Raw genomic sequence first — 25,206 nt, 5'->3', positions numbered from 1 at the left:
GAACGGACTCCATGCGAAACGTCTTCGGGGAGCGGCCGGTGCCGCTCGGTTGGAAGAATCGTCGCATGGGCGTTCGTGCCCGCAAACGAAGCATTGCCGATATGAATATGACGGCGGCGGTCCTATGCTTTGTCGCCGTCGCGTGCGGGATCGGATGTATCCGGCGCGCCGGACTGCCGCGCGGCTTCGTCGCTGAGCTTCTTGTCGAGGATCGTCGCGACGCGGCCGCCGAGATACGCGCCCGCCGCGGTTTCGAGCGCGCGGTTCGTCTCGCCTTCGACGAACACGGCCGCGAGCGGGCGCAGGCGCCAGATCGCGTCGACGAGTTCGGGCACGTCGGTGGCCGGCGGCAGCGTGCCGGCGTCGTAGCGGTCGAGCCGCTTCACGACGAGATCGACGAGCAGCCGCGCGATCGCGTCGAAGTGCGGCCGGGCGAGACTGATCACGTCGAGCAGCTCGCGCGGCGGAATGCCTTCCTTCGTCATCGCGGCCGCCGCCTCGAGCAGCGCGGGGCTCTTCGCGACGAACGACAGGCCGCGCCGTTCGAGCAGCCCGAGCTCGGTCACGCGCGACAGCTGCGTGGTCGCCTGCGGGCCGAACATCTGCGCGAGCGCGGCGAGCGAATAGGTCTTCGGCAACTCGTGCGACCAGCGGCCGCCGATCGCGTTTTCGAGGCCGAGGATCGAGCGCAGGTCGTGGCCCTCGTCGATCGCCTTGATCAGGTCCTGGATGTTCGACAGCGTGTAGCCGCGCGCGAGCAAATGGTTGATCAGCTTCAGGCGCGCGACGTGCGTATCGTCGTAGATGCCGACGCGCCCGCGTTTCTCCGGCGGCGCGAGCAAGCCGCGATCCTGGTACGCGCGGACGTTGCGCACGGTGGTGTCGGACACGCGCGCGAGTTCGTCGACCGTGTACTCGTTGCGGGAATCCGGCGCAGCCTCGTCGGGCGTGGAATGAGTCTGTTTTGACATGCGGGCATTCTAGCGCGACGCGGCGGGTCAGGGCGAGGCGGGGAGCGTGTGCGCGCCGCCGCCGAGCGGCCGTTGCAGCAGCGCCGTGTCGATCCAGCGGCCGTGCTTGAAACCGACCGCTTTCAGCACGCCGGCCGGTTCGAAGCCGAATGCGTGGTGCAGCGAGGTCGAGCCGCCGGTGCCGCCGTCGGCGATCACCGCGATCATCTGCCGCCACGGGCCTTGCTCGCAGCGCGCGATCAGCGCCGCGAGCAACGCGCGGCCGATCCCGCGCCCGCGCTGCGCATCGTCGATGTAGATCGAATCCTCGATCGCGAAGCGGTACGCGCTGCGCGTGCGGTACGGCGTGGCATACGCGTAGCCGGCCACGCGGCCGTCGCATTCCGCGACGAGATACGGCAGTCCTTGGCGCAGCACCGCGTCGCGACGCGCGCGCAGTTCGGCGACGTCGGGCGGCGTTTCCTCGAACGACGCGACGCTGTGGTGCACGTGGTGCGCATAGATCGCGTGGATCGCATCGAGGTCGGTGTCGACGGCGTCGCGAACGACGCAGGCAGGAGCAGTGGACATGGCGGAGGCGGCGGAGAAATGAAAACGTTACTATGCCGCTCGCCGTGCGGCTTGGCAAAGCTGTCGGGCAAATTACGGTGTCGGCTGTCTACAGCCGTCCGTCCGCCGCGTGAATCGCATCGGCGATCGCTTCGGCGACGCGCTGCACGCGCGGCGACCGGCGCACGTCCGGATGAACGACGAGCCAGATCTCACGCTCGATGTCGCAACGCGGGGCGTCGGTCAGCTCGACGAGCGGCGCAGCGACGCGGGCGGCCGGATCGTCGACGAGAAACCTCGGCAGCAGCGCGACGCCGGCCCCGGCGGCGCACGCGCGATGCTGCGCGGCGAGGTCGTTGGCGATGAACGCGAAACGGCGCCCGGCCGCGAAGCGTTCGAGCCATTGCTGCTGCGGCGTTTGCGCGAGCGCGTCGTCGTAGCCGACGAACGGCCAGGTGTCGGGCGGCGCGTCGGCCCATTCCGGCGCCGCGCACAGCGCGAAACGCATCGTGCCGAGCCGGCGCGCGGCGAGTCCCGGCTCGCTCGGCCGCGACAGCCGCACCGCGAGATCGGCCTCGCGCGCATACAGGTTCGCCGCATGCATCTCGCCCAGCAGGTCGATCCGCAGTGCCGGCCACGCACGCTGTGCCCGGGCCAGGCGCGGCGCGAGGAAATGGCTGGCGAACACGGGCGACGCCGACACGCGCACTACACCGTCGAGCGCCGCGGCCCCTTGCGCGGCGCGCGCGAACGCATGTGCGTCGGCTTCGAGGCGCGCGGCGTGTTCGGCGAGGTGCAGCCCTTCGTCGGTCGGCGGCCAGCCGCGCGGCAGCCGGTCGAACAGCCGGATCCCGAGCGCCGACTCCAGCGCGTCGATGCGCCGCGCGACCGTCGAGTGCTGGACCTGCAGCGCCCGCGCGGCGGCCGACAGGCTGCCGCCGCGCATCACCGCGAGGAAGTAGCGGACGTCGTCCCAGCTCATCGGCAGCGCGGATGCCGGGGCGGAATCCGGATCGGTCGAATTTTGCACAGTAAATGGGCGATTAACGTGAATTCCGCTCGATTATGCACGATGGGATGATCGCATCACATCATTCGAAAGCGAGGAACGTCATGACCCAGACTACCCATGCCATCCGGATCGGGATCGACCGTTACGGCGACGCCGGCGTACTGCGCCGCGTCGATGCGCCCGTCGCGCCGCCCGGCGCCGGCGAAGTGCGGATTCGCCAGACCGCGATCGGCGTGAACTTCGTCGACATCTATTTCAGGACGGGGGCGCACGCATTGCCCGCGCTGCCGGACGCCCTCGGTGTCGAAGCGGCCGGTGTGATCGACGCGGTCGGGCCGGGCGTGACCGATCTCGTGCCCGGCCAGCGCGTCGCGTACGCGGGGATGCCGACCGGCAGCTATGCGAACCTGCGCACGATGCCGGCCGGCCGCGTACTGCCGATTCCCGACAACCTGAGCGACGCAGCCGCCGCTGCCGGACTGCTGAAGGGAATCACCGTCTACATGCTGATGCATCGCGTCCGCCAGGTCGGCGCCGGCGACACGGTGCTCGTGCATGCGGCGGCCGGCGGCGTCGGGCTGCTGGCGACGCAGTGGGCGCGCGCGCTCGGCGCGCGGGTGATCGGCACGGTCGGGTCGGCCGCGAAGGCCGCGCTCGTGCGTACGCACGGCGCCGACGCGGTGGTCGATTATCGCGAGGAGGACTTCGTCGCGGCGGCGCGTGCGTTCGGCGGTGGCGCGGGGGTCGATTACGCGATCGACGGAATCGGTGGAGACGTGCTGACGCGCACGCTCGGCGCGGTCCGTCCGTTCGGGATGGTCGCGAGCATCGGGCAGGTGGCCGCGATCGGCACGCGGCAGACGTTCGATCTCGATGAACTGGGCCCGGCCCGTTCGATCGCGCTCGCGCGGCCGAGCGTGCTCGGCTTCATCGCGCGCGACGTCGACGGATATCGGGACGCCGCGCGCGCGACGCTCGACCGGCTGGCCGGCGGCATGCATGTCGAGATCGGCGCGCGGCTGCCGCTCGAACAGGCGGCCGACGCGCACCGGCTGCTGGAGTCGCGCGCGACGACGGGCGGTGTTGTGCTGCTGCCATGACGGCGGTCGCGCGCCGATCGCGAGGCGGCCCGCCGGTCGCGTCGTGATTCGCCGAACGCTCAGTGGTGCTTGCGCAGCGGCGCATCCTCGACGAACCACGCGAGCACGAACGCGATCGCGATCACCGTCGCAGCCGACAGATACACGACATGCAGCGACCCGGCGAACGCGTGCAGATACGCATCGCGCACCGCGTCGGGCAACTGGTGCACGGCGGCCGGGCCGAGCGCGGACGGCAACGCCGTGCCGGCCGGCAGCGCGTGCATCATCCGCGACTGCAGCCCGTGCGAGAACAGCGCGCCGAACGCGGCGACACCGAGCGAGCCGCCGATCGAGCGGAACAGCGTCGCGCCCGACGTCGCGACGCCCATGTGCCGGAATTCGACCGTGTTCTGCACGGCGAGCGTGAGCACGGGCATCACCATGCCGAGCCCGATCCCGAGCAGCGCCATGTACGCATACATCGTGTGCAGCGGCGTGTCGAGCGTGAGCGTCGCCAGCAGCGCCATCGCGACGCCGCCGATCAGCGTCCCCGCGATCGGGAACATCCGGTACGAACCGAGCCGCGAGATCAGCCGGCCGCTGACGATCGACGTCACGAGCATTCCGCCCATCATCGGCAGCAACTGCAGGCCGGCCTGCGACGGCGTCGAGCCTTTCACGACCTGCAGGTAGAGCGGGATGAACGTGACCGAGCCGAACAGCGCGACACCGACCACGAAGCCGATCAGGCTGACCAGCACGAAGGTGCGATGGCGAAACAGTTCGAGCGGCATGATCGGCTCGGCCGCGAGGCGCTCTTCGTAGACGAAGCCGCCGATCGCGACGACGCCGAGCACGAGCGTCATCCACAGTTGCGGCGACGTCCACGGCAGCAGCGAGCCGCCTTCGCTCGTGAACAGGATCACGCAGGTGAGGGCGGTCGCGAGGAACGCGGCGCCCATGTAGTCGATCCGGTGCTTCACGTGCGCGGTGTGCGGCCGGAACGCCACGCCGATCACCGCGAGCGCGAGCAAGCCGAGCGGCAGGTTGATCGTGAAGATCCAGCGCCACGACAGGTGCTCGACCAGGAAGCCGCCGAGCAGCGGGCCGACGATCGTCGCGAGGCCGTAGACGCCGCCGAACATCCCCTGGTAACGCGCGCGGCGATCCGGCGGGACCAGATCGCCGATCGCGGCCATCGTGACGACCATCAGGCCGCCGCCGCCGAGTCCTTGCAGCGCGCGCAGCACGATCAGCTGCGTCATGTCCTGCGCGACGCCGCACAGCGCGGAGCCCGCGAGAAACAGCACGATCGCGGCCTGCAGCACGATCTTGCGGCCGTACAGGTCGCCGAGCTTGCCGTACAGCGGCAGCACGACGGTGGACGACAGCAGGTACGCGGTGACGACCCACGACAGCTGGTCGAGCCCGCCGAGCTCGCCGACGATCGTCGGCAGCGCGGTCGACACGATCGTCTGGTCGAGCGCGGACAGCAGCATGACCAGCAGCAGCGCGGCGACGATCAGGCCGGTCGGCGCGTCGCGGCGCGCCGTTTCGACGGCCGGAGGAGTGAGGAGGGTGTCGCTTGTCATCGATATGTCTGCCATGGCAGGGAATTGAATCGAAATATAGCCATGGATGATTGCCTGGTCAATTTCTGCCCAGCCTTGATATGTTGCAGGCGTAACAGGAGATTGCCGGCACGAAAAATTGACCGGGATCAGACGAGAAACGGGGGCGGACTCAAGTTTTTTGCAGGCAAACCGTAATACAGAGTGCCGCGGACCGATTGCCGCGGCACTTTTCACCGCTCACGTGCCGTCATGAACCTGAACGCCCTGTTTTCCCGTTTCTCGATCCGTACGCGGATCTTCTCCACGCTCGGCCTCGTTGCCCTGCTGCTCGTCGTCTCGGGGCTGATCGGCCTCGCCGGCATGCAGAGCTCGAACCGCGCGCTCGACGAGGCCTACACGCAGCAACTGGCTGCGAAGACCGCGCTGTCCGCGGCGAGCCTGAACCTGACGATCGTGCGCACGACGCTCGATCGCGCGCTGCTGCATCCGGAAGCGCCGGACGTGCCGGATCTCGTCAAGAAGGCCGAGAACTATCTCGCGAAGGCCGACGCGGCCTGGCGCAACTACGCGGCGATGCCGCACGACGGCGACGAAGGCCCGCTTGCGAGCCGCCTCGACGCCGCGCGCCAGGCGCTGATCGGGCAGGCACTGAAGCCGCTGATCGATGCGATCCGCGAAGGCCGGCGCGACGAGGCCGACCGGCTGCTGATGTCGGTTGCGCCGCCGCTGTCGGTCGCGCTCACGCAGGCGACCGATGCGCTCGACGCATACCAGGTCGCGCGCGGCAAGGACGTGTACGACACCGCGCAGACCTATTACGGCTGGATGCGCATGGGCGCGATCGCGGGCATCGCGTTCGGCCTGGCCGCGTGCCTCGGCTGCGCGATCGGCCTGCATTTCGCGATCACGCAGCCGGTGAACCGGCTGCTGTCGCATTTCCGCCGCCTGTCGGAGGGCGACCTGACGTCGGAAGTGCGCTGGTCGTCGCACGACGAAATGGCCGAGCTGGTGAAGGGCGTGACGGGCATGCAGCGCAGCCTCGCGGATACGGTGCGCCAGGTCAGCCAGGGTTCCGAAGCGATCTCGACGGCGACGCACCAGATCGCGGCCGGCAACACCGACCTGTCGCAGCGCACCGAGGAGCAGGCATCGGCGCTGCAGGAGACGGCCGCGAGCATGGAGCAGCTGACGGCGACCGTGAAGCAGAACGCCGACCACGCGCTCGAGGCGCAGGCCTGCGCGGACAGTGCGAGCGAGATCGCGACGCGCGGCGCGACCGTGGTGGGCGAGGTGATCGGCACGATGAACGAGATCGACCAGAGCTCGCAGAAGGTTGCCGACATCATCGGCACGATCGAGGGCATCGCGTTCCAGACCAACATTCTTGCGCTGAATGCGGCGGTCGAAGCCGCGCGCGCCGGCGAGCAGGGCCGCGGTTTTGCGGTGGTCGCGGGCGAGGTGCGCACGCTCGCGCAGCGCTCGGCGTCCGCGGCGAAGGAAATCCGCACGCTGATCGGCGAATCGGTCGAACGCGTCGCGACCGGCTCGCGGCTCGTCGGCATGGCCGGCACGACGATGCAGGACATCCAGCAGGCGATCGGGCGCGTGACGGGCATCATGACGGAGATCGCGGCCGCATCGGGCGAGCAGCGCGACGGGATCGAGCAGGTGAACCGCGCGGTGTCGCAGATGGATCAGGTGTCGCAGCAGAACGCCGCGCTCGTCGAGCAGGCTGCGGCCGCCGCGGCGTCGCTCGAGGAGCAGGCCGACGGGTTGCGTCGCGCGGTGGGAGCGTTCCGGGTGGCTTGAGGGCCCGTCGAGAAGTGAAGCCCCGGTAACGGGGCTTTATTCTTTTATAAATCGCGATTTTCTGGCGTGCCTTTAAAACAGGGGCAATCTGGCGCGAAGCCAATCCCACCTGGATGGCGGAATCGTCAGATGTTTTTCGTAACGCGATTTGCCGGTCAAATCGATGTAGCGAACCAGGTTGCCCTCGTAATCCAGGGGCGGGTGGAAGACGTTTCCGTGATGCCAGTTGACGGAGAAATATCGTCGAGCGAGAAGCTCGCCGTCTTCGCTGAATACTCTTAGCTCTATATTGTCGTTCGCTGCGTCCTGGTCGTTTCCGCCGGTGCCGCACATCTTGAATCGGTACGGAACGCCATTCATGTTCTTTACGCCGCCGTCCAGTGTCTCCGGATGGTCGTAGAAATCGCATCGCCCGTAGGTGGGGCGACTGAAATGAATGATCAAGCCTGCGGCTATGTAAATGCTAAAGGCTAGGCCAATGTATCTGATGGCTCTATTCTGCATATTTCGCCAAGATTGAGATCGATTGGTTTTTTTCAACTTCAAATAAACTGGGTTTGAATATATCACGAAGTCTCTGCCTCGGTGATGTTTCTCACGCCAGCGGATGTAGTCTGCATTGTGGATTGGAAAGTAAACATCGGAATTTCTGAATTTTCCGATCCAACCCCTTCGCGTGTCTACAGGTTTGTTGATGTTTCTCGACCAAATGCCGATGTCGGAATCTCGTTTTGGAGAGCTTGATCCAGTGAGAATCGATCCGGGGGCAATGATGACTCCGTGCTTGTTCCAGTGCCCTAAGTATTGCTTTCCGTTGAATGAATAGTTGTCTTTCACATATGCATAGATGTGGGTGATTTTTCCGGCGATGTCAAGGCAGTAATAATTTCCCGATTTCTCGTATTTGAAATATTTTTCGCTTGAAATTTCAACTTTTCCGATGGCGACATAAATATTGAAGTTCGCCAGCGCTCCTGTGAGATCGGTTGGGGCGAGATTTTCCAGGGTGTCCCAGTTGTCTATTGGCGCCAGCTGAAATTGCCAATCGTTGTGAAATTTCTGTAAATTGGATGTAAATGGAGTGGTACTGAAGTCGGACGTTGGATTTCTTTCGAAAAAGAGTTTCTTGAGGAAGGATTTTGTGATGTCTGATGCCGTCCGGATGGATCGCTCGCTATAGATGTCGCTTGCCAGAAGTTTTTCGTATTTTCTTTTGACACTTCCGAATTTCAATGCCCAGTCGAGAGTAACGACATTGTCGTTCAGCGGCTGGGTTGATGTCGGGTCATCGTTGTAAATATGCGCATCACCCGCAAACCAGATTCGCGCAAGTTTGGCTGAAACCTTCCAGCCCAAATTGTCCATCGCGATTGGTACGTCCTGGAGATCGAAAGGCGGCGGGTTTTCGCAAGCGTCCGATTCCGCCTGTCTCGGCGATCCTTGGGTTGTTGGTTGATCGGCTTGCGGCGGCGATTGGGGGGCCGCAGAGGGCTTGGGAGCAGTCGAGGGCCTGGAAATCGGCCTGGGAGGCGGTGGCGGCTTTCCCCCCGGTGCGAGCCGGTCGAGCGAGACACCCCTTTGGGTATCAAGCGGAATACACCCTTGGGAACCCTTGTATTCCTTCAGCTCCGATCCGAACCATCCCTTTTTCGGCTTGTAGTAAGCCACCTTTTTTACGTCGGCCATGGACTATCCCGTTTGCAACGAATAGCCGGGCATCGTAAAAGCCGGCGGCAAGCGGATAAACCATCAGCAGTGGCCGAAACAGGGCGAAACGCGGGGGGGCAAGAGGGCGAAGCAGGAAGAAATGTGCCCGATTGTGTCGGCGACCGTCATGTCGGAGATCGTCCCCAAGCCGGGCGCGCCGTCCCGCCGCGTTATCCCGCCGCGAGTTGCGCGGCCGCGCGCGACGACGCGACGATCAGCAGCTTCATCGTCGCCCGCGTCGCGCCGACGAACAGCTTGCGCGCGGCACGCGCGTCGAGCGTGTCGAAGTCGACCTCGGTGAGGATCACGCACGGCGCCGACTGGCCCTTGAAGCGATAGATCGAATCGAGCAGCACGTCGCCTTCGCGATATTCGGGGTTGCCGAACAGGTCGTACTTGCCGGTGAAGCTCTTGATCCGGTGCGGGCCGAGCTGGTCGAGCGGCGCGAGCACCGAGCCTTCGCGGCCGCGATACGACAGTACCGCGATGTCCTGCTTGCGGAAGCCGAGCGACAGCGCCTGCGTGACCGCACGCTTGGTCGCGTCGATACAGGCTTCCGCCACTGCGTCGGCCGACGCGCCTGGTTCCCCGTATGCCGATACCGACGGATCCGAACCGTCGAACGGGCTGCCCGAGCGCAGCTCGGCCGCGAGCGGCTCGACGCGGCCGACGACGTCGCGCACGAATTCGAGCAGGTCGCGCGGGCTGCGGTAGTTCGTCAGCGCCTTCAGCGTGACCCAGCCGGGCAGTGCGACGGGCTCGCGCATGTACAGATTCTGCAGCGGATCCTCCAGCCACCACCATGCGCCGTCCGGCGCCAGCAAGCGCTCCAGTGCGGCCGCCCACGGCGCGTGGAAATCCTGTCCTTCGTCGACGACCAGCACGTCGAAGCGCCAACGCTCGGGAATCGGCGCTTCCGCGAAACGCGCTTCGAGCCGCTCGAATTCGCCGGGCGCCTGGAAGTCGGGCGTATAACCGCCGTCGCGCGCGACCCAGTCGCACAGCTGGTGGTAGTTCGCGATCTTCGCGCCGGGCGGCGCGATGCGCGCGATGTAGTCGGCGAGCGGCCGGTTGAAGCACACGTACAGCACGCGCTTGCCGGCCGCGACGGCGTCGCGCATCGCCTGCACCGCGAGCTGCGTCTTGCCCGAGCCGGCCGTACCGGTGACGCGCAGCCGGAACGGCGCGAATTCGAGCTGGCGCGCCCACGCGGCGAGCCCGCCCGACAGCCGCGTGACGAGCGTGCCGGCCTGCCCGACGAGCGCGCTCGTGTCGGGCGTGAGCGCGAGCTCGTCCGCGAGGAAATGGTGGAGTTTCGGCGCGTTCGGAAAGGGCTCGTCGTCCTCGGGCAGGATCTGCAGGATCACGTGCGCGAGCTGGGCCTTGCGCGATGCGTCGACGATACGGTCGGCCGGGACGCCCGCGATCGACGCGTCGCGGATCGAGTAGTTGGGGCAGTACAGCAGCGCCTCGACGCCGTAGACGCCCGCGCCGAGCGCGGCCGTCAGGCGCCGGTGCAGCGTCTCCTGCGTGCGCGCAAGCTGGATCGGGACATTGCGCTCTTTCTGCAGGTAGACCTTCACGAGCCCCTTGGGCGTTTCGCGCAGGAAGCCGGCCTTCTGCTCGATCAGCAGCACGCGGCCGGCCGGGCTCACGACGACGAACGCCGCTTCGCCGAATACCGAGAACGCCTGGTCGGCGCGCGTCCAGTGGACGCCGTGATACACGGTGTAGCTGTCGGGCAGCGCGTGTTCGAGGGCGGCGAGCGTTTCGCGCTCGCGTTCGGCCGCGCCGGTCGCGGCGAGGCTTTTCCAGTCGTCGGGGATGAGGCGGGCCATGGCGTGGGCGGCGGATGCCGGCGTGGGCGTGAACAGGTGCGGCTATTGTACTGATGAACCTGTTCATGCCCGCGGCGCCGCGCGTGCGTTGGCCGCTCGAAGGGCGGCCGGGCGGAGGTTATCCGCGCGCGAGCCGTTTCGCGAGATCGGCGCTGAGAATCGCCATGCGCGCGGGTTTTTCGTAGCAGACGACGTCGAACGCGCGGATCACTTCGCTGATGTCGGCCTCGCTCGCGCGGCCGGTGAGCAGGTCGCCCGTCAGCACGAAAATCGGCGCGCCCGGGTTGTCGGACGTGCGCACGGCCTTGATCGCGGTGGCGGCCGTGCTGTCGTCGAACAGCCATTCGGTCAGCACGGCGTCGAACGCCTGGCCCTGCAGCGCGTCGACGAACGGCGCGAGGCCGTCGAACGAGGCCGTCGAGAAACCCTGTCGTTCGAGGTAGCGGCATAGCTCGGTCGCGCTCACGCGGTCGGGGTCGATCACCGCGACGACGAGCTTGTCGCTCTCCGCGCGGCGCGGATAGATTTCGATCTTGTGCACGTCGTACGCGTTTTGATACAGCACGCCGGTGTGGCGCAGCACGCGCCAGCGGCCGTTCTGCTCGTACGCGACGAACTCGGGGCGCGCACCGGCCTCGAGCGGCGCGCCGATCCATGCGGTGCACGGAATCTCGGCGACGCCCGCATACAGGACGGCCTCCTGCGAATAGGCGCCGACCATGCCGGGGTCGAGCGTTTGCGCGCCGAACAGCTGCGCGGCGGGTTCGCCGTACGCTTCGGCGACTTTCTTGATCTGCGCGAGCGTCCAGGGGCTGCTGCCGCGCAGTTTGCGATGGCCTTGCGAGAAACTCAGGTCGAGGATGCGGCACAGCTCGGTGGTCTGCTGGCGCTTGCCGATGCCGTTGCGGGTCATCAGCTCGCGCACGCGCTCGGCAACCGCGAGGGAATCCGTGGTGATTGCTTCAGTGGTCATGCTACGGGAACGGATCGTGACGTTCAGAACGACGCCTTGCGGCAGTCTCGACGGACAGTCTTCATGACGTCCAATGGCGAGCCGACCGGCCACGCGCGGAAAAGATAACTTTACCGCAAAATGGTCGTCATTCAGTGTCGCGTAAGGTGCGTTTGTGTGAAAGGTGTGTCACGACGTTACCGCCGCGCCCCCTCATCTCGTATGGATTAACGCTTGACAGGAAGCAATGACGACAACCTATCCGCTGCACGATGCCCTGACCCGCGCCGAAACGGCGTTTCCGGCCGAAGCCGACGTCGTGATCGCCGGCGCCGGCATCATGGGCTGCGCCGCCGCGTATTACCTGAGCCTGCGCGGGTTGAAGGCCGTCGTGCTCGACAAGTCGCGCATCGCCGGGCAGCAGTCGACACGCGCCTGGGGCTTCGTGCGGCAGCAGGGCCGCGAGTCGGCCGAGGTGCCGCTGATGATGGCCGCCATGCGAATCTGGGAAGGGTTAGAGGAAACCCTCGGTTTCGATCTCGAATGGCGGCAGGGCGGCTGTCTTTATATTGCGGACAACGAAGCGGACTGGTCGTCGTTCAACGCGTGGCTCGCCATTGCGCGTGAGCACGGGCTCGACACGCGCACGCTCACCCGCGCGCAGATCGACGAACGCGTCAGCGGCCTTTCGCCGCAGGCGCGTACGCTCGGCGGGTTGTATACCGCGACCGACGGGCAGGCCGAGCCGCGTCGCGTGGCCGCCGCGTTCGCCGCGCGCGCCACGGAGGGCGGGGCGCGTTTCTTCGAAGGCTGCGGCGTGACGGCGATCGAGACGGCCGGCGGCGCGGTCGTCGGCGTCGCGACCGAACGCGGCACGATCCGCACGCGGCGCGTGATCTGCGCGGCTGGCGCGACCAGCTTCCGGCTGCTCGACGGCGTCGGCATCCGGCTGCCGCAGCAGGCCGTGCGCGGCACCTGCATGCGCACCAACGTGGTGCCGTCGGTATCGGCGGCGACGGTGTGGGGGCATGGCCTCGGCATCCGGCAGCGCAAGAACGGCGCGATCAACCTCGCCGACGACATGCAGGTCGACGTGGACCTGACGCTCGGCCATTTGCGCGGGTTGAGCCTGTTCTGGCCGGAGTTCTGGTCGCAGCGCGACAAATTCCGGTTGCACGTGAATGCGGCGGCGTGGCGCGATGGGCTTGCACGCATCAACGGCGCGGCCGGGCCGATCGAGCCGCGCGATCCGCAGCCGCAGCCGAACCGCGCGCATGCGCCGCGCGCGCTCGCGAAGCTCAAGGCGATCTTCCCCGCGTTGAAGGATGCGCAGATCGTCGAGGCGTGGGCCGGCCTGATCGACGTGCTGCCCGACGGCATCCCGGTGATCGACGCGCCGGGCACGCCCGCGGGGCTCGCGATCGCAACGGGGTTCTGCGGGCACGGTTTCGCGATGGGGCCGATCGTCGGCCGGCTGCTCGCCGAATGGATCGACACGGGCGCGCCGTCGCTTGACCTGTCGGCGTTTCGCGCGCAGCGCTTCGTCGACGGCACGATGGTGCGGCCGCGCAGCATGCTGTGACGGCCGGGTGCGCGCGTTCCCGTCGTAGAATCGAGCCCGCATCCTTCAGGAGAATCCCCGTTGGCAACGCCCTCCGATCAGCGCCGCTCGTTGCGCATGCGCCTGCGTCGCGCCCGCAACCCGTGGCAGGCGCCGCGTGCGCGCACGCTGTTCACGCGTCCCGCGACGTCGCCGCGGCGCACGCTGCTGTTCCGCATCGGCGCGGTCGCGCTGCTGTGCACGCTCGCGTTCGTCGTGCTGTACCTCGATCGCGACGGCTTGCGCGATTCGACCAAGAGCACACCGATGACCGTCGCCGATCTCGTGTACTTCACGATGGTGACGGTGGCGACGGTCGGCTACGGCGACATCGTGCCCGTCACCGAGCGGGCGCGCCTGCTCGATGCGTTCTTCATCGTGCCGATCCGCATCGTCATCTGGTTCATTTTCCTGGGCACGGCCTATCAGTTCGTGATCCAGCGCGTCATCGAGGAATTCCGCATGAAACGCCTGCAAAAGCAACTGTCCGATCACATCGTCGTGTGCGGTTACGGCCTGTCGGGGTCGATCGCGGTGCGCGAGCTGCTGGAAAGCGGCGTCGATCCGGCGACGATCATCGTGATCGACTCGCAGCAGCAGGCGCTCGAGGCCGCGACGTCGCTCGGCGTGACGGGATTGCTCGGCGATCCCGCCCATGAGGATCTACTGCAGCAGGCGCAGGTGCGCGCGGCGAAGGCCGTGATCATTTCGGTGACCGACGATCCGACCGCGATCCTGCTGACGCTGTCGGTGCGCAGCATCGCGCCCGATACGAAGATCGTCGTGCGGATCCAGGAGAATCTGTATCAGCGGCAACTGCGGCAGGCCGGCGCGGACGTGATCGTGTCGTCGACGAAGATCGGCGCGCTGCTGCTCGCGGACGCGGTGCACAGCCGCTACATCGTGCCGTTCGTCAACGACATGCTGTCGACGCGCGGGCGGGCGACGCTGATCGAGCGCGAGGCGCTGCCGCACGAGATCGGCTGCATGACGAACGTCGTGCCGGGCGCGATCGTGGTCGGGCTCGACCGCTGCGGGAAGATCCAGTCGTTCTACGAGGATCCGCCGTGCCGGATCGAGGCGGGCGATACGCTGGTGGTGATTCAGTCGGCGCGGATTCCGGATCCGGATGTTTGATGATTGATTGTTACTGTAAATTCAATTAATTCAATGGGTTGTGGTTGTTTTTCAAGATGGCGTGTCGTTTTTGTCATTGTGTAGGCGTCGTGTAGGCATTCGGGAGTGACATCGGTCTACGTAGATCCTCGTGGAATCGATGCCTCCGAATCGGGTTCGACGGCCGTCAGTCCGAAGCAGCATGTTTTTCAACGATCTTGATAACTTGACCAATCCATTTACATCCGGGTTACGTCTCGATATCTGATGTGGTTAAAGCGATTGCCAACTGTATAGCCCCACCTCCCATGTAGGAGACGTTGGTACAGCCGTTGCACGATGCAAATCGATTCCCAATCGACGTTGGCAATGCTTCTGTCGCTGGCAAAGAGCTGTTGACGTGGTTAGAGCGGCACAAGATGCGAGATCTTTTGTCGCCGCCGCAGGTCATGCGCGCGCTGGGCCTGAACATGTCGCAGATGAACCTGCACTTCGACGGCTACCCCGGCGGGTGCGTGATGACCGTCGCGCTGGACGGAGACGTCAAGTACAAGCTGCTCCGGTGCGTGACGCCGGTGAGCGACGGCAAGAACGTCATGCACATGCTGATCTCGATCCGGAAGGTGGGCGGCGTCCTGCGCCGCGCGACCGACTACCTGCTGTTCGGGCTCCAGACCCGGCAGGCCTCGGGGTACGACGTCAAGATCTGGAACGAGATGAAGCCGGACGGCTGCGGTGCGTACAGCAAATACGACAAGCTCGTGCTCAAGTACCGCGCGTTCTGCCGGGGCTGGGCCGACCACGTCGGCCGGTAGCGTTGCCGCGGTGATGCCGAGGGCCGCCAGCGGCATCGATATGCCCGATACGCGATGACGAGATGGCCAGATCGCGCCCGATCGGCGATTTTATCGATCGAAGCGAATGCGGGCGTGCTCGCGCGTAGGCACGCCAGTCGCATGTACCGCGGCGTGGATAAATCGCGGTTAAAGGCAGGCTGTAAGGCAATCGAATTCGGTATTCAAAGCAATCGGTACCCATGGCAGCGCGGCGCTGCAAACGTGTGCGGCCATGGTGCGCGTCACGCCTGTTGCGACGCATCGAGGGAGTCGAATGCCATACGCAGGTCATCTTGGGCCGGGATAATCCAGGAACTCCGCCGGTGATTTCGATCTCGGTATGTGGCTCCGGTTCGATTGGGCAACGGCGTCATCCCATCTCGCCGCGAATGTCCGTCGAAATGCCTTCGTCGTCTTTACGATGTCGCATCAAAACATAAATTTATGTAAGAACATAAAATTTATCAATGGGCATGGTAATTTAAAAAAGAAGAACAAACGGGGAAATAATAAGTATGGCCAAGTCGGAAAAAGCGTCCGGGTTGATGCTTGTCGCTAGTTTCATCGGCTCTTCCGCGATCAATGGCTGCAATGCGCTGCGCTTGCAGCCATTTGCGGTGCGGGTCTTGTGTGTGCTGGCAATCACGTGCTGTTTTTTCGTCGCCTATCGAGGCGAAGTGGTGCCGTCCGGGGCGAAGGCCGAGAGCACGGATTGCTTCGAATATTGCTCGGACATACACGGCATGGGCGCACTTCAAGCCGCCCTCGTACTGGCTGCCGACAAGGCCGCCGGTTTCAGAATCTCCACGCGCTTGCAGATGCCGCGTATCACGGACGCGGGCCATCGCCGGCATGGGCGTCGGCAAACGATGAGTGCGCAAACGACCTCCGCGTCATCGTGGTTGCTGCATGCACGTGCTCCGATGGAGCGCGACGGCCGCGTGCAGATGGACGGACGTCTGTCGGCTTTCGACACCATCCGCTAGGTCTTACCTGTGCTGTGCCGGGGCGGCGTGTGCCGGCATTGCTTTACGTCCGGAACGACACGAATTGAATCACCCACCCAGAGCAAGCGCGGCCTCCGTGCTCGCCGTCCGCGGCAGCGTGGCCGCGATCTTGTGCAGCGCGGCGCTTGCGTTCGTTTCGCTGCACGTCATGGCGGCCGATACCCCGGCAGTTCCATCCTCGTCGGGCGCACTACGTGCGAACGTCGCGTTTTTCGACGGCGCGCAGCCGCCCGAGGCGTTGCTGCAAGCGTTCGACGCGGTGGTGCTCGATCCGGCCCGAGGCTTCGATCCGGCAACGCACCCGCTCGCGCACACCGTTTGGATCGCGCACGTACCGCATGACGCGTCGGGCTCGGCCCTTGGGCCGGCTGCGTTTGTCTCGCAGCGCATCGAGCCGCTGTGGGCGCGCGGTTATCGCGGCTTCCTGCTCGACACGCCGGAGGCGATCGCATCGAGTGAGGCAATTCATGCGGCCTATCCCGACGCGCGGCTGATCGTCGGCGGCCACGATGCGCTGCGTGCGGCGCAATCGCATGCGAATGCGCTTTACGCGGTACTCGGTCCGCCGCTGGTACGCGGTTTCATGGACGGCGACGATATGGGTACGGTACGCGACGTCGCCGCTGCAGACCGTGCCGCACGCGTCGACGCGGCACGGATTTTCATGCGTGAGACGCACGTGCCGGTGTTGTCGATCGAGATCTGCGAGCGCACCGACCGTGCATGTGCACGCGCGACGGCCGCGCAGGTCGTCGCGACCGGCGTGACGCCGTACGTGACGGACGCCGGCCGTGACGTCGTCGGCATCGGTGCGATCGAAGTGCTGCCTCGCAAGGTGCTGATCGTGCAGAACCGCGACGCCGATACGCCGGTGGACGAAACGCGCGGCGTGCGCGACCTCGCGATGCCGCTCAACTATCTCGGCTACGACGTCGAATACGCGGATCTCGACGCGCCGCTGCCGGCCGATATCACACCGGACCGTTACGCGGGCGTCGTCGCCTGGATCGAAGGCGCGGAGCCCGCCGACCCGGCGAGATGGCGGCGCTGGATCGATGCGCGCATCGCGGATCACGTGCCGGTCGCCTTCATGGGACAGTTCGGTTTCGACGCCGCGCAGGAAGAGGGCGCGGCACTCGACCTGCAGCCGGTGCCCGGCCCGTTCACGGCGCCGCTCAGCGTCGTGACGCGCGATCCGATGATGCACTTCGAGATCGATCCGAGGCCGGATGCGCGCGATCTCGTCGGGATGCGGGTCGGCTCGCGCAGCCGCGTGCTGTTGCGGCTCGCGGCGGCCGGCACGAACATCGACGCGGCCGCGATCACGCCGTGGGGCGGCTATACGCTGAGTCCGTACACGGTCGTTTCGCTGAACGGCATCGGGCAGACGCGTTGGGCGATCCAGCCGATCTCGTTCGTGACCGACGCGCTGCGTCTCGTGCGGATGCCGTCGCCGAGCGTCACGACGGAGAACGGCCGCCGCCTGTTCATGACGCACGTCGACGGCGACGGCTATGCGTCGCGCGCGGAATTCCCCGGTGCCGATTATTCGGGAGACGCACTCTATCGACGTATCTTCACGCGCTACAAAGTGCCGATGACGTTGTCGGTCATCGAAGGCGAAGTGGGGCCGACAGGCCTGTATCCGAAACTGTCGCCGCGCCTCGAGGCGCTCGCGCGGCAGATGTTCGCGCTGCCGTGGGTGCAGATCGGTTCGCACACCTACTCGCATCCGTTCCAGATGGCCGACCTCGATGCGACGACGGGCGCACGCGTCGACCACCGGAACAACGTCGAGCGCGGCAACGGCGGCGATACGGCGTTCTCGCTGGATATCCCGGGCTACACGTTCGATCTCGACCGCGAGATCGCCGGCTCGATCGCCTACATCGACTCGCGTCTCGCGCCGCCGGGCAAGCGTACCGAAGTGCTGCAATGGCCGGGCGACTGCGAGCCGCCCGCGATCGCCGTGCGCAAGGCCTATGCGGCCGGCGTGCAGAACATCAACGGCGGCGACACGATCATCCGCAAGTCGGTGAACAGCTGGACCCATATCGCGCCGCTCGGCATCGACAAAGGGCCGGGCGCGTACCAGGTATACGCGCCGGACCAGGACGAGAACGTTTACACGAACGACTGGCAGGGACCGTTTTATGGTTTCACGCAGGTACTCGAAACCTACGACATGACGGAGCATCCGTATCGCTTCAAACCGATCGACGTGTACTACCACATGTACAGCGGCACGAAGATCGCGTCGCTGCGCGCGCTGGATCAGATCTACTCGACCGTGCTGACGCAGCCGGTGCTGCCCGTCTACATCACCGATTACACGCACAAGGTGCTGGACTGGCGCGATTTCGCGGTCGCGCGTGAAATGGCCGGCGGCGCATGGGTCGTGCGCGGCAACGGCGACGTGCGCGAGTTGCACTGGCCGCGCAACGACGTGCCGGACCTGCGTGCATCGCAGGGCGTGACAGGTTATGCGCCCGGCCCGGACGGCCTCTATATCCATATTGCCGACGGCGCCGCACGTGTCGTGTTCGAGCGCGCCACGGAGAGCGGACTGCGCGGCGGAGCGCAATCGCATGGCCCGGGCGGGACACCGTACATCGCTCAAGCGAACGGATTCGTCCGGCACTTCCACCGTACCGCCGACGGGATGTCGTTCGAGTTCGGCGGCTACTACCAGCCGTTCGTCGAGCTTGCCGATGCGCAGCGCTGCCGTGTGCGCATCGCGGGCCGACCGATCGATGCACGGCGCGACGGAACGGTTCTCCGTTTCGAAACGGCGGCCGACGTCCGTCTGCCGATGCGCTACCAGCCGGTCGAGATTGCGTGTGACCGGTAATCGCCCGCGTATCGCGCCGCCATGGCTCGTGCTGGTGCTGGCAGGCGTCGTGCTGCTGGCTGGCTATGCGGTTGCACCTCATGACGGGCTGCGTGAGCGGATGGCCGCGGTGGGCGGCCCGAGCGATCTGAGCGCGGCGTATCTCGAAGCATGGTTGAAAGTGCGGCCGCGCGACGAAGCGCTACTGGCGATGCTCGGTGAGCAATATGTGTCGCTGGGCCGGCTCGCGGATGCGGGGCGGGTCGTTCAACGGATGGACGAGGCGGCTTCCCCGCCCCTGCGGCAGGCCGCGATGAAGCTGCAGCTCGCGATCGCGCAGCAACGCACGAACGAGATGCAGGCCGACGATCCGCGCCGTTCCGTTGCGCTTGCCGCACTGCGCCGGCAGATTTCCGATGCTGCCGCGCTCGACTGGTCCGATCGCGATCTCGAATGGTTCGCGCAATCCGCGGCATCGGTCGGTGCCCCCGCGCTCGCGCTGCGGTTCTATGTGCGCCTCGCACGGCGCGACACTGCACATCGCGACAAGTGGGACGGATACGTGTCGCGCTACGCGTTGCAGATCGGCGACTACCAGGAGGCGGCCGACAGCTGGTTCCGGCGTCAGCAGAACGCGACGACGCTCGGCGCGCAGCGTCGCTGCTTCATCGCCGGCATTCGTGTGCTGCAGGCCGGCAATCTGACCGCCGATGCAATCGCGGTTGCGCAGCGCCAGAACGACGCGTTCATCGACGATCAGCCGACGCTTGTCGCGTTGCTCGATCTCGCACGGGCGGCGCAGCGGCCGGACCTGATCGAGCGGTATGCGAAGGCGTTGGCGCGGCGCGCGGGGATCGGCGGGATTGCCTATCGGAGCAGGCGCGCGGAGCGCGTGCTCGCCATGCCGGCGGTTCACCGGTCGGGTTCGACGCAGCAGGCGTACGCCTATCTGGACGGTCCGATGGTCTGGGGTGGCGCACGTCGCGGTCGCGTCGCGCGGCAGCTCCGGGCAGGCCATGACGGCCATGGCCCGTTCATCGATGCGGCGCAAGCGCAAGTCACCGCACCGACGCAACCGCGGGCGCACATCGTGAAGGTCGCGCTGCAACGGCGCGACGCAATGATGCGCTTCGTCGACGCGACGCAGGTATCGAATCATGCGAGAGCCGTGCAACTTCCGTCGCCGCCGGCTGCCGATGGGGCGGACATTGCCGATCTTCTCTATCAGTCGTTCCTGGAGTCCGCCGATCCCGCCAATGCGGAGAAGGTCGCGCTCGCGCAGCTCGCCAAGGAACCGCATTCGGCGCTGTGGCGCAAGCGCCTTGCACAGGTGGCCGAATGGAACGGGGCGTCGCAGCTCGCGCTGAAGTCGTGGCTCGACTATGCGCGACAAACGGGCGACCCCGTCGGCTGGCGGAACGTTCGGCGCATCGCCCCGATGCTGGACGACGACGACGCCTACCTGGCCGCTTTGCTGTACGCGGCACGGGCGACGCCCGACGATCTCAAGCTCGTCGATTCCATCACCGCAACGTATGAGCGTCTCGGGCGGCCGGACGACGCGATCGCGTTCCTCGACGGTCTGCCGCACGGCCGTGAAGCGAACGCGCTCGACGAGCGCGCCGGTGCGCTCGCGGAACGTGCCGGCCACGATGACGAGGCACTCGCGATCTACCGTCGGTTGCAACGGCGCGAGCCGCGCAATCCGCGCTACGCGCTGCACACCGCCAATGTGCTGTATCGCGACGGTGACTACGCGGGCGCACTCGATGCAATGACGAATGCGAGCCGTTACGCGCAGGACGGCGAAGTGGCGTTCTGGCGAAACTACGGCGAACTCGCGCGCCTGCTGCAACGTGACGACGCGGCGCACGACGCGTATCGTCATCTGCTGGCGAGCGATGCGGCGACGCCCGACGATCTGGCCGACATGTCGTACTTCTACGATGCGTACCCGATCGACGCCGGCCGCATCTCGGTGCTGCACTACCGGCGCGACCATACCGTGCGCGCGCTGCAGCAGGCGGTTTACTACTACACCGCAGCCGGCGCGATGGAACGCATCGACGCGCTGCTCGCGAGCCTCACGCCGCGGGAGCGCGAGGCAGCCGAGGCGTCGCCGGGTTTTCTCGGCGTGCGCGCCGAGTACGAGCGGCAAGCGGGCCGTCCGCTCGATGCGTTGCACGATCTGCAGCGTGCGGTCGATCTGCCGGGCGCATCGGTGGATCTGAATGCGGCGCTATTGTGGACGCTGGTCGATTACGGCACGGATGCCGAGTTGCATGCGGCGCTCGTGCGCTGGCGCGACAAGGCTTCGGCTGATGCGCCGCTGTGGGGACCGTACGCCGCGGCCGAACTCCGTCTGAACCGGCCCGTCGATGCGCTCGAATATCTGCGCCGTCAGGCCGTGATGATGTCGCACGATCCGCTGTGGCTGATCACGTACGCCGATGCGCAGGAAATGGCAGGACGTCCGGATCTCGCGTGGTCGATTCGTCGCAAGGTGTGGCTGCAGATCGGCGCATTCGGCCGGAAAGAGGCCTGGCAGACGCCGCGGGAACGGGATGCACGGTCCTCGCCGCCGCGACGGACGACGCAGGAGCGGCAAGCGTCGCAACCCATCCAACGCGGTGTTCCGGCACGTACGTCGCAGGACATCGAGACGCACCTGGAGCTGCGCAGCCGCGGCGTCGATCTGGCTGCGCAATATTCGAATGCCGACCACGCGGTCGCGCTGCTCGACGAACTGCTGAAGGACGGCTCGGCGGCTGCCGATTTCATCAGCGAACGCCGTACCTTGCTCGGTGATGCACGCGGTCTTTCGCCGCTCGAATCGTCGGCGCGGGGCAGCCCGAAATCGACACGGGACATGCTGGAAAAAGACCGCCGTGCGTACGCCGCGGTCGCGCAGGAGGTGGCGATTAGCTGGGCGCTGTCGCACGAGGCGAATCCGCTGGCGAAGCGGTGGCTCGCGTTGCAGGCGGCGAATCTGTTCGCGCGGCCGGCGTCCGCGCAATTGACCGTCGCGCTAGCCGACGGCGACATCGGGACGATGGAACGTCTGCTCGATCAGGGCGTGCACCTGCCGCGCTACGACCGTATCGATGCGGCCGAAGCCGTCGACCGGCCGGCGCAAGCACAAACGCTCGCGTTCGATGGCCTCGATGGCGCGCCCGACGACAGCGAAATGCATCGGCGTTTCGTCGAAACCGCGCTCGCGTGGCCGCAGTCGCTCGACGCGAGCATGACGACCTACGCCGAACGTCCGCTCGATTACAGCGTGCAGACGATCGCGGCAAGCCGCAAGATCGCCGGGCATTACCTGATCGGCATGACCGCCACGCTGGACCTCCAGCGATCGACGGACGCGTCGCAACTGGTCAACGTGCCGTCGGCGGACCGCTCGCTGGTGGTCCATGCCCGTCGGCAGACGCGCGACGATGCGTTCACGGTGAGTGCGGGCCGCCGCGAAGGACTCGACACCTTCTATACGATCGGACTCGGCGCGGAATTCGGACGCGACGGACCGCTGCGGTTCGGCGTACGTGCGGGTCGCGATCAGGTCGCCGACGAGCTGCCGGCGTTGCGCATCGGCGGGATGAAGGACAACCTGATCGCCGATGGAAACTGGCAGGCGAACGAATGCGTGACGGTGTCCGGCAGTGTCGAGATGGACCGCTTCTACAGCCAGGCGCGTACCTATCTCGGTAGCGGCGTGCTGTCGACCGCGCAGGTGAGCTACCGAATTCGTACGGCGTACCCGGACTATACGATCCGCGTCGTCGGCATGCACGGCGCTTACGGTGCGGGGGGGCGGGCGGACACGCTGATTTCGTCGCTTCTGCCTACCGCGAGCCGGTCGGCCTCCGCCGGAAACTTCATGCCGGCCACGTACACGCAATACGGATTGTTCGCGGGGTTCGGGACCGATCTGCGCGAACGGTACACGCATCGGTGGCGGCCGTTTCTCGAGGTCGGCGTCGTGCACGATTCGATTCAGGGCGGCGGAGCGGCCATCGATGCCGGCATGGCGGGTTCGGTGTTCGGCGGGGACCACGCGGCATTGTTCATCCAGCACCAGCGTGTATCACGCCTCGGTACCCCTGTGACGGTGGTCGGCGCGCAATACCGCTGGTTTTATTGATTCCGGTTTCCGTCGTTGCGCGGCGCGAACGGAACGACGCACACGATGATGCATACAACGAAGTGAGTAGGGAGTGGTTCGATGAACGAGATTAACGAAGCGGCTGTACGGTCCGGATGGTTGCGCTGCGCGGAGGCAGCCCGGCTCGTCCGTTGGGGCGCGGCGATCGCGATGTCGGCGGCGGTGCTCGCGGGCTGCGGCTCGATGCGCCAGACTGCGGCGCCGACGCTTGCGGCCAGCGATGCGGTGGCGATCGCGCCGATTGCGAACTTCACCGAAACGCCCGCGGCGGGCGGGAGCGCCGCGGCGCTCGCGGCGACCGTGTTGCGCGCGAACGGGCTGGCCGACGTGCGTCTCGCGCCGGCCGACGGAGACGGCAACGCGATGTTCGACACCGCGCAGCGCGACACGGGCGAGCGTCGGCTCGCGTGGGCGCGCGAGCATCACGTGAAGTACGTGCTGGCCGGCGCCGTCGAGGAGTGGCGCTACAAGGTGGGCGTCGACGGCGAGCCGGTCGCCGGCCTGACCTTCGAACTCGTCGACGTCGAGTCGGGCCGGGTCGTCTGGAGCGCCGCGGGTACGCGCAGCGGCTGGAGCCGTTCGAGCCTGTCGAGCGTCGCGAATGCGCTGGTCGGCCGCCTGCTCGCGCCGTTGCGTCCGCGCTCGTGATGCGTGCTCGACACGACTGCACCGGAAGACGACCATGAGCTCCGCGAACGCTACCGATAACCCTCACGGCGGGAGCGGCCCTGCATCGGCGTCGCCTCGATCGCGCCAGACGAATCCGTTCGGGCACCTGAGTCGGATACGCCGTCTCGTCGCGCCGGCCGCTGCGCGGCCGATTTCGGTTGTGGAAACGATCGTGTTCATGCTGATCGTGCTCGCGCTTGCGTGGCACTTCGACCGGAGCGATCCGCTGCTGCTGCATGCGGATTTTCCATGGCTGTGGTTCGGCCCGCTCGTCGTCGCGCTGCGTTACGGGACGCTGCTCGGGTTGCTCGCGAACGCGTTGATGATCGGCGCATGGCAATGCGTCGCCCACCTGCATCCTGCCGCGGCCGGCGAAGTGTGGCCGCTGCAGCGCTTCGCCGGCGGTTTGCTGCAGACGATCGTCGTCGGCCATTTTGGCGACACGTGGGGCGCTCGCGCAACTCGGGCGAACGCGCTCAACGACTATCTGAACGACCGGCTCGTCGCGATCACGAAGAGCCACTACCTGATGCGTCTGTCGCACGAGCGGCTGGAAAAGGATTTGCTGTCGAAGCCGACCACGCTGCGGGATTCGATCACCGAACTGCGCCGTCTGTCGCTCGCGCACGGATTCGATGCGCCTCCGCAGGGTGTGGCGAGCACGGTGCGGCTACCCGGTGCGCACGCGCTGCTCGAATTCGTCGCGCAGGCATGTCAGATCGAGGTGGCGGCGCTGTATCCGGTCGAAGGCGCGACGCAGTCGCCCAGAATCGTGTGCGAACCGGTTGCGCGGCTCGGCGATGCATTCGATTTCGACCCGCGCGACGGCCTCGTGGCCCGCATGCTCGAGACGAAATGCATCGCCCATCCGAAGAGCGGCGGCGACGTGGCGCCGAATACGGCGCTGCTGGTCGCCGCGCCGGTCGTGTGCGCCGACGGTCGCCTGATCGCGTTGCTCGCGATCAAGCGCATGCCGTTTCTGTCGCTGAACTTCGATAATCTGCAACTGCTGCTGGTGCTGCTCGGCTTTTACGCGGACGGCGTCGAGCATGCGGCGTGCGTGCGCGACGTGGTGGCGGCAGTACCGGCATGCCCGTACGAATTCGCGCTCGACATCGCGCGTCTGACGCGCCTGCAGCGCGAGTCGGGGATCGCGTCGTCGCTGGTCGCGCTCGTGTTCCAGCACGACGAGGCGGACGATTCGCTGTTCGAGCACGTGATGCGCGGGCGCCGTTCGCTCGATCTCATATGGCCGCTGAAGACGCCGACGCAATCGGTGCTCGTGAACCTGATGCCGGCGACCGATACGGCCGGCGTCGACGGTTATCTCGCGCGCATCGAGGCGAGCTTCGCGGCGCAGTTCGGTCTCGATCTCGAAGGCGCGCGGATCGGCGTGCATACGCTGCATCTGGGCAGCCTCGAACCGGGGGCGGCATTGCAGCGCCTGCTGAAGGGATGCGGAGTTCATGTCTAGGCCGCGATCCGGTTC

The 25,206-nt window shown here is 66.4% G+C and carries 16 protein-coding genes and 1 pseudogene; 10 read left to right on the top strand and 7 right to left on the bottom strand.

Annotated features, from left to right (window positions below):
* Window positions 1–122: 122 nt before the first annotated feature.
* From AC1VVG_RS28800 to AC1VVG_RS28790, 3 genes are all read right to left on the bottom strand, one after another.
* Complete coding sequence (locus AC1VVG_RS28800; protein ID WP_034187989.1) at window positions 123–971, bottom strand: MerR family transcriptional regulator; 849 nt, start codon at window positions 969–971, stop codon at window positions 123–125.
* A gap of 27 nt (window positions 972–998) precedes the next feature.
* The gene (locus AC1VVG_RS28795; RefSeq protein ID WP_034187988.1) at window positions 999–1,541 is read right to left on the bottom strand and encodes a GNAT family N-acetyltransferase; all 543 of its coding nucleotides are present in this window, start codon (window positions 1,539–1,541) and stop codon (window positions 999–1,001) included.
* Between the two features lie 88 nt (window positions 1,542–1,629).
* Window positions 1,630–2,502 (bottom strand): LysR family transcriptional regulator, encoded by an 873-nt coding sequence (locus AC1VVG_RS28790; protein ID WP_482836996.1) that lies wholly within the window; start codon window positions 2,500–2,502, stop codon window positions 1,630–1,632.
* A 131-nt stretch (window positions 2,503–2,633) separates the two neighbouring features.
* On the opposite strand from AC1VVG_RS28790, the gene AC1VVG_RS28785 reads away from it, so the two are divergent.
* Window positions 2,634–3,632: a quinone oxidoreductase family protein gene (locus AC1VVG_RS28785; RefSeq protein WP_069704608.1), complete on the top strand. Its 999-nt coding sequence runs from the start codon at window positions 2,634–2,636 to the stop codon at window positions 3,630–3,632.
* A 59-nt stretch (window positions 3,633–3,691) separates the two neighbouring features.
* Here the strand turns inward: AC1VVG_RS28785 and AC1VVG_RS28780 are convergent, their stop codons facing one another.
* The gene (locus AC1VVG_RS28780; RefSeq protein WP_482836995.1) at window positions 3,692–5,206 is read right to left on the bottom strand and encodes an MDR family MFS transporter; all 1,515 of its coding nucleotides are present in this window, start codon (window positions 5,204–5,206) and stop codon (window positions 3,692–3,694) included.
* 231 nt (window positions 5,207–5,437) lie between these two features.
* Here AC1VVG_RS28780 and AC1VVG_RS28775 point away from each other — a divergent pair, with 231 nt between their 5' ends.
* Window positions 5,438–6,997, top strand: a complete 1,560-nt coding sequence (locus tag AC1VVG_RS28775) for a methyl-accepting chemotaxis protein (RefSeq protein WP_034187984.1) — start codon at window positions 5,438–5,440, stop codon at window positions 6,995–6,997.
* Between the two features lie 72 nt (window positions 6,998–7,069).
* On the opposite strand, the gene AC1VVG_RS28770 is transcribed toward AC1VVG_RS28775, so the two are convergent.
* The 3 genes from AC1VVG_RS28770 to AC1VVG_RS28760 form a co-directional block, all read right to left on the bottom strand.
* Window positions 7,070–8,683: a DUF6402 family protein gene (locus AC1VVG_RS28770; protein WP_482836993.1), complete on the bottom strand. Its 1,614-nt coding sequence runs from the start codon at window positions 8,681–8,683 to the stop codon at window positions 7,070–7,072.
* Between the two features lie 191 nt (window positions 8,684–8,874).
* Entirely contained in the window at window positions 8,875–10,542 is a 1,668-nt protein-coding gene (locus AC1VVG_RS28765; RefSeq protein WP_482836992.1) for an ATP-binding domain-containing protein, read from the bottom strand.
* A 118-nt stretch (window positions 10,543–10,660) separates the two neighbouring features.
* Window positions 10,661–11,515, bottom strand: a complete 855-nt coding sequence (locus AC1VVG_RS28760; protein ID WP_034187982.1) for a helix-turn-helix domain-containing protein — start codon at window positions 11,513–11,515, stop codon at window positions 10,661–10,663.
* A 226-nt stretch (window positions 11,516–11,741) separates the two neighbouring features.
* Between AC1VVG_RS28760 and AC1VVG_RS28755 the strand changes: the two genes are divergently transcribed.
* The 8 genes and pseudogenes from AC1VVG_RS28755 to AC1VVG_RS28720 all read left to right on the top strand — a co-directional run bounded on the left by AC1VVG_RS28755 (window position 11,742) and on the right by AC1VVG_RS28720 (window position 25,191).
* Window positions 11,742–13,076 carry an NAD(P)/FAD-dependent oxidoreductase gene (locus AC1VVG_RS28755; protein WP_200089386.1) on the top strand — a complete coding sequence of 445 codons (1,335 nt, stop codon included), beginning with the start codon at window positions 11,742–11,744 and terminating at the stop codon, window positions 13,074–13,076.
* A 60-nt stretch (window positions 13,077–13,136) separates the two neighbouring features.
* On the top strand, window positions 13,137–14,231 hold the full coding sequence (locus AC1VVG_RS28750) for a potassium channel family protein (RefSeq protein WP_034187980.1): 1,095 nt from the start codon (window positions 13,137–13,139) through the stop codon (window positions 14,229–14,231).
* A gap of 431 nt (window positions 14,232–14,662) precedes the next feature.
* Window positions 14,663–15,025: pseudogene (locus AC1VVG_RS28745) on the top strand (Rieske 2Fe-2S domain-containing protein); the annotation flags it as partial.
* 536 nt (window positions 15,026–15,561) lie between these two features.
* Window positions 15,562–16,032: a hypothetical protein gene (locus tag AC1VVG_RS28740; protein ID WP_482836989.1), complete on the top strand. Its 471-nt coding sequence runs from the start codon at window positions 15,562–15,564 to the stop codon at window positions 16,030–16,032.
* Complete coding sequence (locus AC1VVG_RS28735; RefSeq protein ID WP_482836988.1) at window positions 15,956–18,904, top strand: bifunctional glycoside hydrolase/polysaccharide deacetylase family protein; 2,949 nt, start codon at window positions 15,956–15,958, stop codon at window positions 18,902–18,904. The genes AC1VVG_RS28740 and AC1VVG_RS28735 overlap by 77 nt, the downstream gene beginning before the upstream one ends.
* Window positions 18,807–23,027 carry a tetratricopeptide repeat protein gene (locus AC1VVG_RS28730; RefSeq protein WP_482837236.1) on the top strand — a complete coding sequence of 1,407 codons (4,221 nt, stop codon included), beginning with the start codon at window positions 18,807–18,809 and terminating at the stop codon, window positions 23,025–23,027. The genes AC1VVG_RS28735 and AC1VVG_RS28730 overlap by 98 nt, the downstream gene beginning before the upstream one ends.
* A gap of 171 nt (window positions 23,028–23,198) precedes the next feature.
* Complete coding sequence (locus tag AC1VVG_RS28725) at window positions 23,199–23,696, top strand: penicillin-binding protein activator LpoB (protein ID WP_080287820.1); 498 nt, start codon at window positions 23,199–23,201, stop codon at window positions 23,694–23,696.
* 34 nt (window positions 23,697–23,730) lie between these two features.
* Window positions 23,731–25,191: a PelD GGDEF domain-containing protein gene (locus AC1VVG_RS28720; RefSeq protein WP_482836986.1), complete on the top strand. Its 1,461-nt coding sequence runs from the start codon at window positions 23,731–23,733 to the stop codon at window positions 25,189–25,191.
* Window positions 25,192–25,206: the final 15 nt, after the last annotated feature.

Source organism: Burkholderia sp. L-4, from assembly GCF_056856535.1.
This window is presented reverse-complemented; position numbering and strand designations above follow the sequence as displayed.

Bases quoted from the DNA above. Each gene is read 5' to 3' on its own strand.
- AC1VVG_RS28800 (WP_034187989.1), bottom strand. From the start codon at position 971: ATGTCAAAACAGACTCATTCCACGCCCGACGAGGCTGCGCCGGATTCC.
- AC1VVG_RS28795 (WP_034187988.1), bottom strand. From the start codon at position 1,541: ATGTCCACTGCTCCTGCCTGCGTCGTTCGCGACGCCGTCGACACCGAC.
- AC1VVG_RS28790 (WP_482836996.1), bottom strand. From the start codon at position 2,502: ATGAGCTGGGACGACGTCCGCTACTTCCTCGCGGTGATGCGCGGCGGC.
- AC1VVG_RS28785 (WP_069704608.1), top strand. From the start codon at position 2,634: ATGACCCAGACTACCCATGCCATCCGGATCGGGATCGACCGTTACGGC.
- AC1VVG_RS28780 (WP_482836995.1), bottom strand. From the start codon at position 5,206: ATGACAAGCGACACCCTCCTCACTCCTCCGGCCGTCGAAACGGCGCGC.
- AC1VVG_RS28775 (WP_034187984.1), top strand. From the start codon at position 5,438: ATGAACCTGAACGCCCTGTTTTCCCGTTTCTCGATCCGTACGCGGATC.
- AC1VVG_RS28770 (WP_482836993.1), bottom strand. From the start codon at position 8,683: ATGGCCGACGTAAAAAAGGTGGCTTACTACAAGCCGAAAAAGGGATGG.
- AC1VVG_RS28765 (WP_482836992.1), bottom strand. From the start codon at position 10,542: ATGGCCCGCCTCATCCCCGACGACTGGAAAAGCCTCGCCGCGACCGGC.
- AC1VVG_RS28760 (WP_034187982.1), bottom strand. From the start codon at position 11,515: ATGACCACTGAAGCAATCACCACGGATTCCCTCGCGGTTGCCGAGCGC.
- AC1VVG_RS28755 (WP_200089386.1), top strand. From the start codon at position 11,742: ATGACGACAACCTATCCGCTGCACGATGCCCTGACCCGCGCCGAAACG.
- AC1VVG_RS28740 (WP_482836989.1), top strand. From the start codon at position 15,562: ATGGCCAAGTCGGAAAAAGCGTCCGGGTTGATGCTTGTCGCTAGTTTC.
- AC1VVG_RS28735 (WP_482836988.1), top strand. From the start codon at position 15,956: ATGCACGTGCTCCGATGGAGCGCGACGGCCGCGTGCAGATGGACGGAC.
- AC1VVG_RS28730 (WP_482837236.1), top strand. From the start codon at position 18,807: ATGCACGGCGCGACGGAACGGTTCTCCGTTTCGAAACGGCGGCCGACG.
- AC1VVG_RS28725 (WP_080287820.1), top strand. From the start codon at position 23,199: ATGTCGGCGGCGGTGCTCGCGGGCTGCGGCTCGATGCGCCAGACTGCG.
- AC1VVG_RS28720 (WP_482836986.1), top strand. From the start codon at position 23,731: ATGAGCTCCGCGAACGCTACCGATAACCCTCACGGCGGGAGCGGCCCT.